The sequence below is a fragment of the Pseudomonas sp. MBLB4123 genome, from assembly GCF_051904775.1.
GTDB lineage: Bacteria > Pseudomonadota > Gammaproteobacteria > Pseudomonadales > Pseudomonadaceae > Aquipseudomonas > Aquipseudomonas benzenivorans_B.
The window spans coordinates 3,528,962-3,544,247 of sequence record NZ_CP196711.1 but is presented as its reverse complement, the minus strand read 5'-3'; the positions used below and the strand labels follow the sequence as shown (position 1 = coordinate 3,544,247).

General features: G+C 67.2%; 14 protein-coding genes. 5 read left to right on the top strand and 9 right to left on the bottom strand.

The genetic code is table 11. The features are described 5' to 3' along the window. Nucleotide 1 precedes the first annotated feature (1 nt). The 3 genes from ACSX1C_RS16420 to ACSX1C_RS16410 form a co-directional block, all read right to left on the bottom strand. The gene (locus ACSX1C_RS16420) at nt 2–1,501 is read right to left on the bottom strand and encodes a DUF3375 domain-containing protein (protein WP_439887028.1); all 1,500 of its coding nucleotides are present in this window, start codon (nt 1,499–1,501) and stop codon (nt 2–4) included. 638 nt (nt 1,502–2,139) lie between these two features. Further along, complete coding sequence (locus ACSX1C_RS16415; protein WP_439887027.1) at nt 2,140–2,631, bottom strand: RES family NAD+ phosphorylase; 492 nt, start codon at nt 2,629–2,631, stop codon at nt 2,140–2,142. Continuing rightward, nucleotides 2,628–3,098, bottom strand: a complete 471-nt coding sequence (locus ACSX1C_RS16410) for an antitoxin Xre/MbcA/ParS toxin-binding domain-containing protein (protein ID WP_274304743.1) — start codon at nt 3,096–3,098, stop codon at nt 2,628–2,630. The genes ACSX1C_RS16415 and ACSX1C_RS16410 overlap by 4 nt, the downstream gene beginning before the upstream one ends. A 334-nt stretch (nt 3,099–3,432) precedes the next feature. Here ACSX1C_RS16410 and ACSX1C_RS16405 point away from each other — a divergent pair, with 334 nt between their 5' ends. After that, the gene (locus ACSX1C_RS16405) at nt 3,433–3,678 is read left to right on the top strand and encodes an AbrB/MazE/SpoVT family DNA-binding domain-containing protein (protein WP_439887026.1); all 246 of its coding nucleotides are present in this window, start codon (nt 3,433–3,435) and stop codon (nt 3,676–3,678) included. A gap of 589 nt (nt 3,679–4,267) precedes the next feature. On the opposite strand, the gene arsJ is transcribed toward ACSX1C_RS16405, so the two are convergent. The 4 genes from arsJ to norR all read right to left on the bottom strand — a co-directional run bounded on the left by arsJ (nt 4,268) and on the right by norR (nt 8,651). After that, the gene (gene arsJ / locus ACSX1C_RS16400; protein WP_439887025.1) at nt 4,268–5,488 is read right to left on the bottom strand and encodes an organoarsenical effux MFS transporter ArsJ; all 1,221 of its coding nucleotides are present in this window, start codon (nt 5,486–5,488) and stop codon (nt 4,268–4,270) included. A gap of 128 nt (nt 5,489–5,616) precedes the next feature. After that, nucleotides 5,617–6,621: an ArsJ-associated glyceraldehyde-3-phosphate dehydrogenase gene (locus tag ACSX1C_RS16395; RefSeq protein ID WP_439887024.1), complete on the bottom strand. Its 1,005-nt coding sequence runs from the start codon at nt 6,619–6,621 to the stop codon at nt 5,617–5,619. 28 nt (nt 6,622–6,649) lie between these two features. Beyond that, nucleotides 6,650–7,006, bottom strand: a complete 357-nt coding sequence (locus ACSX1C_RS16390) for a metalloregulator ArsR/SmtB family transcription factor (RefSeq protein ID WP_439887023.1) — start codon at nt 7,004–7,006, stop codon at nt 6,650–6,652. 94 nt (nt 7,007–7,100) lie between these two features. Beyond that, entirely contained in the window at nt 7,101–8,651 is a 1,551-nt protein-coding gene (gene norR, locus ACSX1C_RS16385; RefSeq protein WP_439887022.1) for a nitric oxide reductase transcriptional regulator NorR, read from the bottom strand. Nucleotides 8,652–8,844: 193 nt separating this feature from the next. On the opposite strand from norR, the gene hmpA reads away from it, so the two are divergent. The 3 genes from hmpA to ACSX1C_RS16370 are packed head-to-tail and all read left to right on the top strand — an operon-like array spanning nt 8,845 to nt 11,448. Continuing rightward, on the top strand, nt 8,845–10,026 hold the full coding sequence (gene hmpA, locus ACSX1C_RS16380; RefSeq protein WP_439887021.1) for an NO-inducible flavohemoprotein: 1,182 nt from the start codon (nt 8,845–8,847) through the stop codon (nt 10,024–10,026). Between the two features lie 29 nt (nt 10,027–10,055). Then, complete coding sequence (locus tag ACSX1C_RS16375; RefSeq protein WP_439887020.1) at nt 10,056–10,271, top strand: transmembrane sensor/regulator PpyR; 216 nt, start codon at nt 10,056–10,058, stop codon at nt 10,269–10,271. Then, a complete protein-coding gene (locus ACSX1C_RS16370) occupies nt 10,258–11,448 on the top strand; it encodes an NnrS family protein (protein WP_439887019.1) in 1,191 nt (396 codons plus the stop codon). The genes ACSX1C_RS16375 and ACSX1C_RS16370 overlap by 14 nt, the downstream gene beginning before the upstream one ends. A 6-nt stretch (nt 11,449–11,454) precedes the next feature. Here the strand turns inward: ACSX1C_RS16370 and ACSX1C_RS16365 are convergent, their stop codons facing one another. Next, nucleotides 11,455–12,678 (bottom strand): CaiB/BaiF CoA transferase family protein, encoded by a 1,224-nt coding sequence (locus ACSX1C_RS16365; protein WP_439887018.1) that lies wholly within the window; start codon nt 12,676–12,678, stop codon nt 11,455–11,457. 78 nt (nt 12,679–12,756) lie between these two features. After that, complete coding sequence (locus ACSX1C_RS16360; RefSeq protein WP_439887017.1) at nt 12,757–13,935, bottom strand: acyl-CoA dehydrogenase; 1,179 nt, start codon at nt 13,933–13,935, stop codon at nt 12,757–12,759. Nucleotides 13,936–14,131: 196 nt separating this feature from the next. Here ACSX1C_RS16360 and ACSX1C_RS16355 point away from each other — a divergent pair, with 196 nt between their 5' ends. Next, the gene (locus ACSX1C_RS16355; protein WP_439887016.1) at nt 14,132–15,037 is read left to right on the top strand and encodes a LysR family transcriptional regulator; all 906 of its coding nucleotides are present in this window, start codon (nt 14,132–14,134) and stop codon (nt 15,035–15,037) included. The last annotated feature ends 249 nt before the right edge of the window (nt 15,038–15,286 follow it).

Sequence of the window (15,286 nt, the reverse complement as noted above, 5' to 3'; positions counted from 1 at the left end):
CTCACAATTCCCAATCGATGTCCTTGAGTGCCTCGTGGTCGAGTCCGACATAAGGCAGATTGAAGCGCCAGCGTTGCTCATCCTCGTCAACTAGCTCCACAAGCTGACGCTCCTCTGTCAGCACCTCGATACCTGCCTCGCGTGCCATCGCCAGCCAGAGCGCAAAGGTTTCCAAGTCGTGAGTAGGTGGAAGCAAAGACGCAAGCTCCACGAGGCTCACAGGGCGACCCTGCTCCACCAGCACAGCCAGGGTGTCATGAATCAGCGCTTCACGATCCAGCCCGTCGAAGGCATCCCAGAAGTCATCATCAATCTGCTCCAACACCGCAGGCTTCAAACTCAGATCCAGCTCGCCCGTATCATCGTCATCCAGAGTCTTGAAGCGGAGACGCTCGATTGCCGGGACACCGGTAATGGCTACGCCAACTGGTGGTAAACATGCAGGCTTCCGGCGTTCTGACTGACGTTGCCAGTCGACGCTGAGCGCTAGATTGAAGAAGTCGTTGAGTAACTGTCCGACGCGATGATGCTCGGCGGCCAGCCCCGTCTTCATGAAGCCGCGGACATCGCGCTCGCTTCGGGCGCGCGCCTGGAGCACAGCCTGCGACTCCCGAACCAGGCGTAACGCCAGCCAACGTAGCTCACGTTGCTGTGGACGATTCAGCGCCTTTGGAACCGCTGGGTGACGAAGGATGGTGCGCAAGCGCTCACGCATGGCCTCCAGCTCAGCGGACTGCCTCAGTTGCTGCTGGAAGCTTTCGAAGACACGCCCCTCCGGTGTGTTGAGTAGAGCATCTTGCCCATCCAACAACCGATCGACGATCTCTCCACGGTGAGACTGCTCACTGATGATGGAGTGTCGAAGGGCGCGATCCGCCTCGCGCCAAGAGTCTTCAACTCGTCGAAAGTCCGCGCGCAGGCTGGTGGCCAGGTTATATACCTCGCGTATGCCCTCTATCGCCTGCGCTTCATCCAGCACGACTACGTGGCCAGCTTCTACCTGCGCTAGCTCGTGCTCCAAATCCTGGATTCGGCGGCGCAGGCTGGCAATACGGCCAGTTGGGCTGGGGTTCAGACCCGTTTCCAGGTTTTCGATCTCGCGCTGGACCACCGAAAGGCGAGATGCCGTGGAGGTCATGATCCGGCTATCCAGCGAATCGACGAACTGGATGGCGGACTCCAACGCGTCGGTGGCGTAGATACGGCCCTCTCGTTCTACGACCAGACGCCGCTTGATCCATTCACGAAGTTCACGACCTGCTTGGAGATGCGTTGCATCCGGGTCGATCTCGTAAAGCTCCTGGCTGGCATAAGCAGCCAGCATTTCGGACAGCGCTTGCAGCGCATCCTCCATGGGGATCCCATCGTGCGCCCGCTCGAAAAGTGTCCGCAGGCAACCCAATACGAGCGGAGCACGACGCGAGGCGAGCAAAAGCCACGCGGGGTGCTGGCTGCGGGCGGATACATAGCGTTCTGAACGCTGCTGCGCGCTTTCTTCCATGACGGCCACATTGACAAGGGTTTTCTGAGCACGAGCTTACCAAGCGAACCCGCTGCCTCATGATACGTATTTGTCCTGGAAGGTGGCCCCATTTAATAGCCGGCAGGGGCTGCGTCATTCCGAATAGAGTGAGTGAAAGGCCAGCCCAGTCGAGGTTTCGCGATTTATTCCGGGGGCGCACGCTGGATATCGGCGATTTGGCGGAGGGATCTGCCGTAACCTGGGTGTATTTGGCTAGTTCGGCGAAGAGGTTCCAGTGAGCGGATGTGGTGGCTCAGTGGTTTTTGCGGGACTGCCACTGGCATCCTGCGGCAATCCAGCGCAGCCACGGTGGCTATAGAGCACAGTCTCGATGTCCTGTCTGTGGAATAGCTGGATGTGGCATGGAAATATTTGTATTTCCCTGCGGTATTCCGTCGTTTCCTACTCCAAAAGAGCGGCGTCAGTTTAAAACCCAAGTGAGCTTTCACTGGCTTGGTTGCTGTGCCGTAGGCTGGGGCGTTGTCAATCAGGGGAACAGGTAGGGCCTGTTGTTCTGGCCGGTACACGTCCTGGTGCTACGGCTACGTGAAGAGCTGTCACGCAATCTGAGGGCATTCACCTGAAAGACACTGCTGGCTCAGCCAGTGCCAAGCCGCTCAGACCTTAACGAGTCGCGTATCCAGGCCGAAGCGCTCTTGGCTGATCATTCGATACCTGCCCTCGGCCAGCTCGCGACTGACAAGCAAGTTCCAAGAGTGGCGAGTGACGGCGGATGGGATCAGTACGAACGGATGCTCGGCCAGCAGGGCGTCTGCAAACTTCTGCTGGTTAGGTGAAGCGGATGCACTCGTCAGCCAGATAGGATTGGGAACATCTTCGGGCTGTACGACCTTGATAAGGCTATGATCGAGCACTTCGAAGCATGTGAGCACATGCGCAACCGTATCCAGCGCATCGAAGCCGACATGCACCGCCACCTCCAGGATGGCGGTTGCGGGGTCTGCCGATGCGTACACAACGTTTCGCCCCGGAGGGTTCCAGCGGCCACCCAGCTTGTGGGCACCCATGCCACTGTCCCAGGTGTCCTTGTAGAGCTCGCGGTCGAGGCGCCATGCGTACCATGAGCCAGACCAGGGAAGTGGGTTCACTGATAGACCCCGTACTCGATGCGCTCCAGATAATCCTCGACTGCCTGAAACCCCATCGGATTGTCGATAACGTCCAGCGGCACGTCGCCGTCCAGATACTTGCAAGGGCGCCCTAGCCATTCTTCGGCCAACTTCTGAGTACCGAACACATTGATCGCGTGCTCCAGCACCTTCGCGTACTGGAAGGCCACGGCGCTCTGTTGGGAATTGAGGTGTGCTGGTTGCTTGCTGCCCTGGCGCTGGATCGTCCTGATGGACTTGCCCACAATGCGACTCATGATCTTCTTCGTCGAATACAGATCAGAAATCGCAAGCATGTCTTGCACGTCTTTCAGGTCGAAGCCTTTGACCGTGAGCCTGTAGACCATGACCGGACTGAGCTGGTCAGAATCACTTTGGAAAAGGTATTCCGTTGGCTTACGGGCGGCGGATGCCGCCTTGCGGGTGCGAGTGTCGGCGGAAACCATAGCGCATTTCTCCACGTGCGACATATGGCATGATTGTAGCGTCATTTGGCGCGTCATGCGGCGGGTAAGTGCCTGGCATCTGGTATCGCTCTGTTCGTGGTCTGAATCGATTGTGCGCATTCCTGACGCCCCATTTCGGGTGCTCGCGCAGTTGAGCTGCTTGGGTGAGTTTTCGCCCGCCGGCAGCAGTGGCTGGATCGGCGCGTTCGTTACCACTCTCTGAGCCTGCCCGCTCTTTGCTATGCTGCCGGCCTGCGCCGCAGGACTGAGTTGGCAGCGGCCTGCCGCCGCCTCCCCTTGCAGACACCTCATCCAACCGGCTTCTGGAGTCACGATGAAACATTATGTGGTGATCGAGGACTGGGAAGGCGATGGCGCCATTCGCCTGCCCGACGACGTTCTGCAGGAAATGGGCGTCGACGTTGGGGATACGCTCTACCTCCTTGAGGAGTATGTGGGCACAACCCGCTGTCTTGTGCTCAGTAAGTCACCGCGCATTCCTGATCGCGTGGATGAGCTGGTTGGCCACTGGGAGTCGTTTGGCAAGGTCTCCGCCGAGATAAACGCCAAGGGCGAGTGAGCTAGCTGCCGCACTAACCTCGACGCATCTTGCACAGCCTTGGCCCCTGCGAGGGTAGAGTCTCCCACCAGAAAAGCATTGCTAACGTTGGGGCTTACGCACTCCTGGGTTGCCTACATGTAAAAGCAACAGCAGAGGGCAGCAAAACGGGTTTGTGTGGACGCGGGGGAAGCCCAAAGCGGCAGGCCTTACTGATAGTGTTAATACCTATGACCATGCTGGGCTAAGTCGCTGTCCCTAGGCCGCCAGCCGCTTTGTCGAAATTCAGGTTCGGTGAGAAGGTGGGAGGACGAGCTAGGGGCTGGCTAGGTGTCAAAATCGCTGGGGCCAATTTCGTTTTTTGTGCCCTAGATAACCACCCTTAGATACCGCTAAGAGCTATATACTGCAGGCAGCGAGATAAGGCCAAAGCCTTTCAGGACGGTACTTAGAGGCACTTTTGAACCTTTGCCGCCAACCTAAATACCTGTACCGCATTGCCCTCCGAAGGAGGGGTCGTGGGTTCGAATCCCGCCGGATGCGCCATCTCAAGCGAAAGGCCCAGGTGAAAACCTGGGCCTTTCGTCGTTCTGCGGCAGGGATTCGCTCTCTAGCCGTCCGTGGCGTGCCGCGGCAGGGCCAGGGAGATCAGCGCCGCCAGCAGCACGAAGGCGCTGGAGATCCACAGGCAGGCCGCCAGGCCGTGGGCCTGGTAGACCCAGCCGGAGAGCAGGGTGCCGACTAGGCGGCCGAGGGCGTTGGACATGTAGTAGAAGCCGACGTCCAGCGACACCCCGTCCTCCCGGGCGTAGGAGACGATCAGGTAGCTGTGCAGCGAGGAGTTCACCGCGAACAGCGCGCCGAAGGCCAGCAGGCCGCCCAGCAGCACCGCCTCGGCCGACAGTCCGCCCTGCAGGCCCAGGGCGATGGCCGCCGGCAGCCCGGCCAGGGCCAGGGCCCAGGCACAGGCGGCGCGGCCGTCGGGCAGGCGCCCGCGGCGCGTGCCGGTGACCCGTGGCGCCTGGGTCTGCACCAGGCCGTAGCCGATGACCCAGAGGGCGAGAAAGCCGCCCACCTGCCAGAAGTCCCAGCCGAACACCGTGCTCAGGTACACCGGCAGGGCCACCACGAACCATACGTCGCGGGCGCCGAAGAGGAACAATCGGGCGGCCGAGAGGCCGTTGATCGCCCGGCTCTTGGACAGCAGCTCGCGAAACTTCGGCTTGGCGCGGGCCCTGCCCAGGTCGCGGCCGAGGCTGACGACGCTGCCCAGCCAGATCAGCGCCAGCACCGCGGCCATGGCCAGCAGCGCGCCGCGAAAGCCGAGCAGGGCCAGCAGCGCGCCGCCGAGGAAGAAGCCGACGCCCTTGAGGGCGTTCTTCGAGCCGGTCAGCAGGGCCACCCAGTGGTACAGCCGGCCCTGGCCGCCATCGGCCACCAGCAGCTTGATGGCGCTCTTGGCGCTCATCTTGTTGAGGTCCTTGGCGATCCCCGACAGGGCCTGGGCGGCCATCACCCAGGCCATGCCCAGCCAGGCGCCGGGCACCGTGAGCATCAGCAGGGCCAGCACCTGCAGGGCCAGGCCGAGGTTCATGGTGCGATTGAGCCCCAGGCGCGCGCCCAGGTAGCCGCCGACCAGGTTGGTGACCACGCCGAACAGTTCGTAGAACAAAAACAGCGCGGCGATCTGCAGCGGCGAGTAGCCCAGGCCGTGGAAGTGCAGCACCACCAGCATGCGCAGGGCGCCGTCGGTGAGGGTGAAGGCCCAGTAGTTGCCGGTCACCAGCAGATACTGGCGGACCTCGGGGGCCAGGCGGGACAAGGCGTGCATTCAAGGCGTCCTGTGCATGGGCAGTTACGATGGGTATCGCTGCGCTCAACCCATCCTGCGGGGCCACCGTAGGCTGGGGCGTACGGCGGCCGACCCCATAGTCGGTGCGCCGGCGCCGGGAGTCGCGATCAGCCGGCCAGGCCGACCAGCCGCGCCAGCTCGGCGGTGCGGTTGGCGTAGCCCCACTCGTTGTCGTACCAGGCGTACAGCTTGACCTGGGTGCCCCCCACCACCATCGTCGACAGGGCGTCGATGATCGAGGAGCGCGGGTCGCTGCGGTAGTCGATGGACACCAGGGGCCGCTCCTCGTAGCCCAGGATGCCCTGGAGCGGGCCGGCGGCGGCGGCCTCGAGCAGGGCGTTGACCTCCGCCACCGTGGTGGCGCGTTCGACCTCGAACACGCAGTCGGTCAGCGAGGCGTTGGCCAGGGGCACGCGCACCGCATGGCCGTTGAGCTTGCCGCGCAGCTCCGGGAATATCTCGGCGATGGCGGTGGCCGAGCCGGTGCTGGTGGGGATCAGGCTCATGCCGCTGGCCCGGGCGCGGCGCAGGTCCTTGTGCGGCTGATCGAGGATGCTCTGGGTGTTGGTCAGGTCGTGGATGGTGGTGATCGAGCCGTGGCGGATGCCCAGTGCCTCGTGGATCACCTTGACCACCGGCGCCAGGCAGTTGGTGGTGCAGGAGGCGGCGGTGACGATGCGGTGCGCGGCCGGGTCGAACAGGTCCTGGTTGACCCCCATGACCACATTGAGGGCGCCGGCCTCCTTGACCGGGGCGCTGACCACCACGCGCTTCACGCCCTGGTCCAGATAGGCCTGCAGCACGGCGACGGTCTTCATCTTGCCGCTGGCCTCGATCACCAGGTCGCAGCCGCTCCAGTCGGTGTCGGCGATGGCCTTGTTGGCGCTGACCGGGATGCGCTTGTTGCCGATCAGCAGGCCGTCGCCGTCGCTGCCCGCCTCGTGCCGCCAACGGCCGTGCACCGAGTCGAAATTGAGCAGGTGGGCGTGGGTGGCGGCATCGCCGGCCGGGTCGTTGATCTGCACGAACTCCAGCTCGGGCCAGTCCCAGGCGGCGCGCAGGGCGAGGCGACCGATGCGGCCGAAGCCGTTGATACCTACTTTGATGCTCATGTCGTTCTCTCGTATGGACGGGACGGAATTAACAGCAGGCGGAAAGCCGCTGGGGGCGCTCGCCCATGGCGGCGAGGCGGTGTTCGGCGGCGCGCAGCCAGGGCCGGTTGGCCTCCAGGGTGCCGTGCAGCAGCGTCCGCACCCAGTCCGGTAGGGCCGGATGCAGGCGGTAATAGACCCACTGGCCCTGGCGCCGGTCGGCCAACAGGCCGGCGGCGCGCAGCTGCGCCAGGTGCCGCGAGACCTTCGGCTGGCTCTCGGCCAGGGCCCAGGTCAGCTCGCACACGCACAGCTCCTGCTCGCCGGCGATCAGCAGCATCAGCCGCGCGCGGGTGTCGTCGGCCAGACATTTGAACAGGGCCGGCGGCGTCAGGGGTTCGTGCATGGCGATCTCGCAGAGTGTGGCGCGGCTATCGCCGACGGCATATATGGACGTCAGAATATATGGATAGCCATATATAAAGTAAAGCCGCGCCCGCTTACCTCAGGCCCAGGCGCCTGGCCAGACGCAGCAGGTTGGCGCGGTCCACCCCCAGTTCGCGGGCGGCCTCGGCCCACTTGTTGGCGTGACGGGCCAGGGCCGCGCCGATCAGCTGCTTCTGGTAGGCATCCACGGCGGCGCGCAGCGGCAGGCCGGCGGACACCTGGGCCGGCGCCGGCGCGCTCACCTCGCGCGGTTCCTGACTGCCGGGCAGGTCCAGCGCCGCGGCGTCGATGCTGAGGATGCGCGGACGCTCGGCGCAGGCCGACAGGGCCTTGAGCGCGGCGCGGCCGATCAGGTGCTCCAGCTCGCGCACGTTGCCCGGCCAGTCGTGGCCCAGCAGGGCCTTCTGCGCATCGCCGCCCAGGCGCAGGCTGCGCAGCCCCAGGCGCGCGCGATTCTCCTCGAGAAAGAATCCGGCCAGCAGCAGCACGTCGCGGCCCCGCTCGCGCAGCGCCGGCACCCGCAGCGGGTAGACGCTGAGGCGGTGGTAGAGGTCGGCGCGAAAGCGTCCGGCGCGCACCTCCTCGGCCAGGTCGCGGTTGGTCGCCGCCAGCACCCGCACGTTGACCCGGTGCTCGCGGTCCGAGCCGACCCGCTGCAGCTGGCCGCTCTGCAGCACCCGCAGCAGCTTGGCCTGCACCGCCAGCGGCAGTTCGCCGACCTCGTCGAGGAACAGGCTGCCGCCGTCGGCCAGCTCGAACTTGCCGCTGCGCTCGCTGAGCGCCCCGGAGAAGGCACCGCGCACGTGGCCGAACAGCTCGCTCTCCACCAGGGTGTCGGGCAGGGCGGCGCAGTTCAGGCTGATCAGCGGCCGCTGGGCCCGTGGCGAGGCGGCGTGGATGGCCTCGGCCACCAGTTCCTTGCCGACCCCGGTTTCGCCGCCGATCAGCACCGTCAGCTCGCTGTCGCCGACCAGGGCGATCTCCTGCAACAGCCGCTTGTGCGCGGCGCTCTGGCCGACCAGCTCGCGGGCCGGATGCTGGTCGGCCGCCTGCTTGTAGACCTCGGCCAGGCGGTGCTCGTCCTCGACCCGGCGCAACAGCCCGTTGATCCGCTCGCTGGCCATCACGGTGGCCGCGGCCAGGCTGGCGAAGGCCGCCAGGCTGTCCAGGTCGACGCTGCCGAAGCGCGCCGGGTCCAGGGCATCCAGGGTCAGCAGGCCCCAGGGGCGCTCCTGCAGGTACAGCGGACAGCCCAGGCAGTCGTGCACTTCCAGTTGGCCCTGGTGGCCCTCCACCAGGCCGTCGTAGGGGTCGGGCAGGCCGCAGTCGGCGGCGAAGCGGGTCGGCCCGCGGCGCTCCAGCAGGGCTTTGAGGCGCGGATGCTCGGCCAGCTTGAAGCGCCGGCCGAGGGTGTCGGCGCTGAGGCCCTCGACCGCCAGCGGCACCAGCACCTCGCCGTCGAGCCTGAGCAGGGCCACCGCATCGCAGGGCAGCAACTGGCGCAGGGCCTCGAGCAGGCGCCGGTAGCGCTCGGCCTCGGGCAGCTCGCGGGACAGGTCGGCGACCAGCGGGATCAACGCGGTGAGCAGGGCATTTGCTGTCATAAGGACCACATCGAGTCATTAAGACTCTTCGAGCATCGCTGTCATAAAGACAGCAATATAAATAAGTCATTGAAAATAAAGGAAATAAATCCTGGCACGAGTCCTGCGATAGCCAGGGTGCAACCACGTTATCACGCCACGCCCGCCCGGCCCACTGCGCCAGGCGCCGCCCCAGCCCAGAGGAATATCACCGATGCTCAGCGCCGACCACCGCACCCTGATCAAAGCCACGGTGCCGCTGCTGGAAAGCGGCGGCGAGGCCCTGACCCGCCACTTCTACCAGCTGATGTTCGCCGAATACCCCGAGGTGCGCGCGCTGTTCAACCAGGCCCACCAGGCCAGCGGCCAACAGCAACGGGCCCTGGCCAACGCGGTGCTGATGTACGCCCGGCATATCGACCGGCTCGAGGCCCTCGGCCCGCTGGTCGGGCAGATCGTCAACAAGCACGTGTCGCTGCAGATCCTCCCGGAGCACTACCCGATAGTCGGCAGCTGCCTGCTGCGGGCGATCCGCGAGGTGCTCGGCGCCGAGATCGCCACCGACGCGGTGATCGACGCCTGGGCCGCCGCCTACGGCCAGCTGGCCGAGCTGCTGATCGGCGCCGAGGAGAAGGCCTACGCCGCCAATGCCGAGGCCCCCGGCGGCTGGCGCGGTGCCCGCGGCTTCCGCCTGGCGCGCCGGGTTGTGGAGAGCGAGGAGATCGTCTCGCTGTACCTGGCCCCCGAGGATGGCGGTGCGCTGCTGGACTTCCAGCCCGGCCAGTACATCGGCCTGCGCCTGTGGCTGGACGGCGAGGAGCTGCGCCGCAACTATTCGCTGTCGGCCCTGGGCAACGGCCGCGAATACCGCATCAGCGTCAAGCGCGAGCCCGGCGGACGGGTGTCGAACTACCTGCACGACCGCCTGCAGGTCGGCGGGCGCCTGGAGCTGTTCGCCCCGGCCGGCGATTTCGTGCTGCGGCCGTCGAGCAAGCCGCTGGTGCTGATCAGCGCCGGCGTCGGCATCACCCCGGCGCTGAGCATGCTCGAGGCGGCGCGCGCCAGCGGCCGGCCGATCCACTTCATCCACTGCGCCCGCCACGGCGGGGTGCATGCCTTCGGCGACTGGGTCGCGGGCCAGGCCATCGAGCACCCGCAGCTGAAACACTACGTGTGCTACAGCGAACCGCGCGAGGGCGATGCGGCCGACGCCCAGGGCCTGCTCAGCCGCGAGCAGCTGGACGCCTGGCTGCCGGCCGAGCGCGACCTGGACGCCTACTTCCTCGGGCCCAAGCCGTTCATGGCGATGGTCAAGCGCCATCTGGCCGAGCTGGGCGTGCCGGCCAGCCAGAGCCACTACGAGTTCTTCGGCCCGGCCGCCGCGCTGGACAGTTAAGCCAAGGGGCCCTGGCCCGGGAGGCAAGCATGATGACTCTGTTCGACTGCCCCGAGCGGGCGCTGCTGCTGGCCGGCCTGTTCGGCGCCTACGGCCTGGACGGCCACCTGGGCCTGCCCGCTCAGGTGGCCGCCCACAGCCTGGTGATCCTCGGCCCGAGTCTGCTCAAGCTCGGCTATGTGCTGCGCCTGGCGGCGCAGCACCGTCTCATGCGTTTGGAGGGCCCCTGCTGTGCTGCTGCATGATCGCGCTCAGGCGCTGGCCATCGCGCCGCTCTGGCGTTTGGGTTTTCGCCCCTTCTTCCTCGGCGGCGCGGTCTTCGCCGTGCTGGCGCTGAGCCTGTGGCTGGCCGCACTGCAGGGCTGGCTGGGTGCCTGGCAGCCGGTCGGCGGCAGCCTGGCCTGGCACCGCCACGAGCTGCCGTTCGGCTTCGGCGTGGCGATCATCGCCGGTTTCCTGCTGACCGCCGTGCAGAACTGGACCGGCCGCCCGGGCCTGGCCGGACGGCCACTGGCGGCGCTGTTCGGCCTGTGGCTGGCGGCGCGCCTGGCCTGGCTGGGCGGGGCGCCGCTGCCGCTGTTGCTGGCGCTGCAACTGCCCTTTCTGCCGCTGCTGGCCCTGTCGCTCGGCCGCCAGCTGTGGGCGGCACGGCAGCGGCGCAACTACCCCATAGTCGGCGTGCTGCTGGCCCTCGCCGCCTGCGAATACCTGCTGCTCCAGGGCCTGGCCCTGGGCGACGAGGCCCTGCAGCGGCGCGGCGCGCTCACCGGGCTGTGGCTGATCGGCAGCCTGGTCGGGCTGATCGGCGGCCGGGTGATTCCCTTCTTCACCCAGCGCGGCCTGGGCCAGTTGCAGGCCACGACGCCGCAGCCGCGCCTGGACCTGCTGGTGTTGCTGCTGTCGCTGCTGATCGCCGCCTTGCTGGCCGCCGGCCTGGGCCTGCAGCCACGGCCCTGGCTGGCGCTGCCGCTGCTGGCCCTGGCACTGCTGCACGGCCTGCGCCTGCGGCGCTGGTACGCCCCCGGCATCTGGCGCGTGCCGCTGCTGTGGTCGCAGCACCTGGCCTATGCCTGGCTGGCGCTGGCCGCACTGGGCCTGGCGCTCTGGCACCTGGGCCTGCAGCCGCAGGCCAGCCTGGGCTATCACGCCCTGGCGGTGGGCGCGGTCGGCGGGATGATCCTGGCGATGCTGGCGCGGGTCAGCCTGGGCCACACCGGCCGGCCGCTGCAGCCGGCGCCGGCCATGACCTGGGTCTTCGCCAGCCTGCACCTGGCGGCCCTGCTGCGGGTGCTGCTGGTGCCCTGGCTGCCGGCCGCCGGGCTGTGGCTGTCCGGCGCCTGCTGGCTGCTGGGCTTCGCCCTGTTCCTGCGCCACTACGCCGGCCTGTTCTGCCAGCCGCGGGTCGACGGCCAGCCGGGCTGAGACGGCTCAGACCACCCCGGCGCGACGCAGGGCGGCGACCTGCTCGGCGTCCAGTCCGAGCCAGCGCTGCAGCACCTGCTCGCTGTGCTCGCCGAGCAGCGGCGGCGCGTTGCGGTACTGCACCGGGGTGGCCGACAGGCGGATCGGGCTGGCCACCTGGGGCACTCTGCCGGCCAGCGGGTGGAGCAGCTCGACGCGCAGGCCGCGGGCCTGCACCTGGGGATCGGCGAACACCTGGGCCAGGTCGTTGATCGGCCCGCAGGGCACCCCGGCCGCCTCCAGCTGGGCGATCCATTCGGCGGTGGTCTTGAACACCGTGGCCTGGCGGATCAGCGGGATCAGCTCGGCGCGATGGGCCACGCGAGCCTGGTTGGTGGAAAAACGCGGGTCGTCGGCCAAAGCCGTCAGGCCGGCGACCTCGCAAAACTTGCGGAACTGGCCGTCGTTGCCGACGGTGAGGATGAAATCGCCGTCGGCACTGGGGAAGTCCTGGTACGGCACGATGTTCGGGTGGGCGTTGCCCAGGCGCCGGGGCGGCGTGCCGGTGGTCAGGTAGTTCATCGCCTGGTTGGCCAGGCAGGCCACCTGCACGTCGAGCAGGGCCATGTCGATGTGCTGGCCCTCGCCGGTCTGCTCGCGGCTGGCCAGGGCGGCGAGCATGGCCGCGGTGGAGTACAGGCCGGTGAGGATGTCGGTCAGGGCCACGCCGACCTTGACCGGCCCGGCGCCTTCCTCGCCCTCGGGGCGGCCGGTCAGGCTCATCAGCCCGCCCAGGCCCTGGATCATGAAGTCGTAGCCGGCGCGCTTGGCATAGGGGCCGTGCTGGCCGAAGCCGGTGATCGAGCAGTAGATCAGCCGCGGGTTGAGCGCCTTGAGGCTCTGGTAGTCGAGGCCGTAGGCCGCCAGGCCGCCGACCTTGAAGTTCTCGATGAGGATGTCGGCCTTGGCCGCCAGCTCGCGGACGATGCGCTGGCCCTCGGCCTGGGTGAAGTCCAGGGTCAGCGACTGCTTGTTGCGGTTGGCCGCGAGGTAATAGGCCGCCTCGCTGGTGTTCTCGCCCTGGGCGTCCTTGAGGTAGGGCGGGCCCCAGTGGCGGGTGTCGTCGCCGCTGCCGGGGCGCTCGACCTTGACCACCTCGGCGCCGAGGTCGGCGAGGATCTGCCCGGCCCAGGGCCCGGCGAGTACGCGGGACAGGTCGAGTACACGGATATGGGACAGGGCGCCGGACATGGGTAGACCTCGTGAAGAGCTGGAAACGGCAACGGGCGCAGGGTGGGCTGGCCGCAGGGCGGCGTAACCCATCGGGCGTCAGAAGAACGCCTGGATGCCGGTCTGGGCGCGGCCGAGGATCAGCGCATGCACGTCGTGGGTGCCCTCGTAGGTGTTGACCACCTCCAGGTTGACCAGATGGCGGGCCACGCCGAACTCGTCGCTGATGCCGTTGCCGCCGAGCATGTCGCGGGCCAGGCGGGCGATGTCCAGGGCCTTGCCGCAGCTGTTGCGCTTCATGATCGAGGTGATTTCCACCGCGGCGGTGCCCTCGTCCTTCATCCGGCCGAGGCGCAGGCAGCCCTGCAGGGCCAGGGTGATCTCGGTCTGCATGTCGGCCAGCTTCTTCTGGATCAGCTGGTTGGCGGCCAGCGGGCGGCCGAACTGCTGGCGGTCCAGCGTGTACTGGCGGGCGGTGTGCCAGCAGAACTCGGCGGCGCCCAGGGCGCCCCAGCTGATGCCGTAGCGGGCGGAATTCAGGCAGGTGAAGGGGCCCTTGAGGCCGCGCACCTCGGGGAAGGCGTTTTCCTCGGGGCAGAACACGTTGTCCATGACGATCTCGCCGGTGATCGACGCACGCAGGCCGACCTTGCCGTGGATGGCCGGGGCGGAGAGGCCGGCCCAGCCCTTCTCCAACACGAAGCCGCGGATCTCGCCGGCGTCGTCCTTGGCCCAGACCACGAACACATCGGCGATCGGGCTGTTGGTGATCCACATCTTGCTGCCGGACAGGCGGTAGCCGCCCTCGACCTTCTTCGCCCGGCAGACCATGGCGCCCGGGTCGGAGCCGTGGTTCGGTTCGGTCAGGCCGAAGCAGCCGATCAGCCCGCCGCTGGCCAACTTGGGCAGGTACTTCTGCTTGGTCGCCTCGTTGCCGAACTCGAAGATCGGCACCATCACCAGGGAGGACTGCACGCTCATCATCGAGCGGTAGCCGGAGTCGACCCGCTCCACCTCGCGGGCGATCAGGCCGTAGCTCACGTAGTTCAGGCCGCTGCCGCCGTAGGCCTCGGGGATGGTGGCGCCGAGCAGGCCGGTCTCGCCCATCTCGCGGAAGATCGCCGGATCGGTGTGCTCGTGGCGGAAGGCCTCCAGCACCCTGGGGGCCAGCTTGTCGGCGGCGAACTGCTGGGCACTGTCGCGCACCATGCGCTCTTCTTCGGTCAGTTGCTGGTCGAGCAGCAGCGGGTCGATCCAGTTGAAGCTTGCCTTGGCCATGGGGAAACACCTCGAGTCGGGTCGGTGAAGCGGCGGGACGGGAGCGGCGGCGCCCCAGCCACGCGGGTATCGGTCGATCCTAGGCCTGCCAGGCGCTGCGGGCAAACGAGTTATTCGCACCTAACTGTGCGATAAACTCACTTCGTAACGGCCTTTAACGCCTAAGAATGCGAAACAAAGTGAGGGTGCCGCACAAATGCGTCGCAAGATCCCCAGCACCGCCGCCCTGGTCGCCTTCGAGTCGGCCGCCCGCCACCAGAGCTTCACCAAGGCCGCCGAGGAGCTGGCGCTGACCCAGAGCGCCATCTGCCGCCAGGTCGCCGGCCTCGAGGAGTTTCTCGGCGTCGAGCTGTTCCGCCGCTCGCGGCGCGGCGTCAAGCTGACCGAGGCCGGGCTGGCCTATGCCCGGCGGGTGGCCGCCCAACTCGACGCGGTGGAACGCGACACCCTGGCGGTGATGGGCCAGCAGGGGGCCATGAGCATCGAGCTGGCGGTGGTGCCGACCTTCGGCACCCAGTGGCTGCTGCCGCGCCTCAAGGACTTCCAGCGTCTGCACCCGCAGGTCACGGTCAACCTGACCAACCGCACCCGGCCCTTCCTGTTCGCCGACACCGACTTCGACGCGGCCATCTACTTCGGCGACGGCGACTGGTCGGGCACCGCCGCCCACCCGCTGATGCGCGAGAACGCCATGCCGGTGTGCAGCCCGGCCCTGCTCGGCGGCCGCACCAGCCTCGGCGCCGAGGCGATCGCCGGGCTGCCGCTGCTGCAGCAGACCACCCGCCCCTATGCCTGGCGCCAGTGGTTCGCCTCGCTGGGGCTGAGCGTGCCGCGGGACCTCGGCGGGCCGCGCTACGAGCTGTTCTCCATGCTGGCCCAGGCGGCCATGCACGACATGGGCGTGGCGCTGATCCCGCCCTTCCTGATCCAGCGCGAGCTGGCCGAGGGCCGCCTGGTGCTGGCCCTGGAACATGCCTGCCGCAGCGACAAGGCGTATTACCTGGTGATACCCGAACGCAAGGTGGAGTCCGCCGCCCTGCAGCGCCTGCGCGACTGGCTGGTGGCCGAGGCGCGGCAATATGCCGCGGCCAACGGCCTGTAATAGCGCCTCGCGCCGACCCTGGGCATGTAGCTCGCCCCTGGCGCGGCGACATTCTTTTTGCCAATAACGCCATCGCCGACGCCGCGGGGCCGCTAGGCTCCGTCCTGCAGCAGAGCTGACCCCGTAGTCAATTATCTTGCAGGCTACAGCCCTACTCGCTGAGTTACCCTTTGCCAGCCCTGCTCTTCGTCGCGGCATCCGCGTCCAGCCCTAGCAACCCGTGGGGCGGACCCTGTACGGACGAGACAG

Excerpts from the sequence above, each read along its gene's own strand:
- ACSX1C_RS16410 (WP_274304743.1), bottom strand. The coding sequence starts at position 3,098 with ATGGTTTCCGCCGACACTCGCACCCGCAAGGCGGCATCCGCCGCCCGT.
- arsJ (WP_439887025.1), bottom strand. The coding sequence starts at position 5,488 with ATGCACGCCTTGTCCCGCCTGGCCCCCGAGGTCCGCCAGTATCTGCTG.
- ACSX1C_RS16420 (WP_439887028.1), bottom strand. The coding sequence starts at position 1,501 with ATGGAAGAAAGCGCGCAGCAGCGTTCAGAACGCTATGTATCCGCCCGC.
- norR (WP_439887022.1), bottom strand. The coding sequence starts at position 8,651 with ATGACAGCAAATGCCCTGCTCACCGCGTTGATCCCGCTGGTCGCCGAC.
- ACSX1C_RS16390 (WP_439887023.1), bottom strand. The coding sequence starts at position 7,006 with ATGCACGAACCCCTGACGCCGCCGGCCCTGTTCAAATGTCTGGCCGAC.
- ACSX1C_RS16365 (WP_439887018.1), bottom strand. The coding sequence starts at position 12,678 with ATGTCCGGCGCCCTGTCCCATATCCGTGTACTCGACCTGTCCCGCGTA.
- ACSX1C_RS16355 (WP_439887016.1), top strand. The coding sequence starts at position 14,132 with ATGCGTCGCAAGATCCCCAGCACCGCCGCCCTGGTCGCCTTCGAGTCG.
- hmpA (WP_439887021.1), top strand. The coding sequence starts at position 8,845 with ATGCTCAGCGCCGACCACCGCACCCTGATCAAAGCCACGGTGCCGCTG.
- ACSX1C_RS16375 (WP_439887020.1), top strand. The coding sequence starts at position 10,056 with ATGATGACTCTGTTCGACTGCCCCGAGCGGGCGCTGCTGCTGGCCGGC.
- ACSX1C_RS16360 (WP_439887017.1), bottom strand. The coding sequence starts at position 13,935 with ATGGCCAAGGCAAGCTTCAACTGGATCGACCCGCTGCTGCTCGACCAG.
- ACSX1C_RS16405 (WP_439887026.1), top strand. The coding sequence starts at position 3,433 with ATGAAACATTATGTGGTGATCGAGGACTGGGAAGGCGATGGCGCCATT.
- ACSX1C_RS16395 (WP_439887024.1), bottom strand. The coding sequence starts at position 6,621 with ATGAGCATCAAAGTAGGTATCAACGGCTTCGGCCGCATCGGTCGCCTC.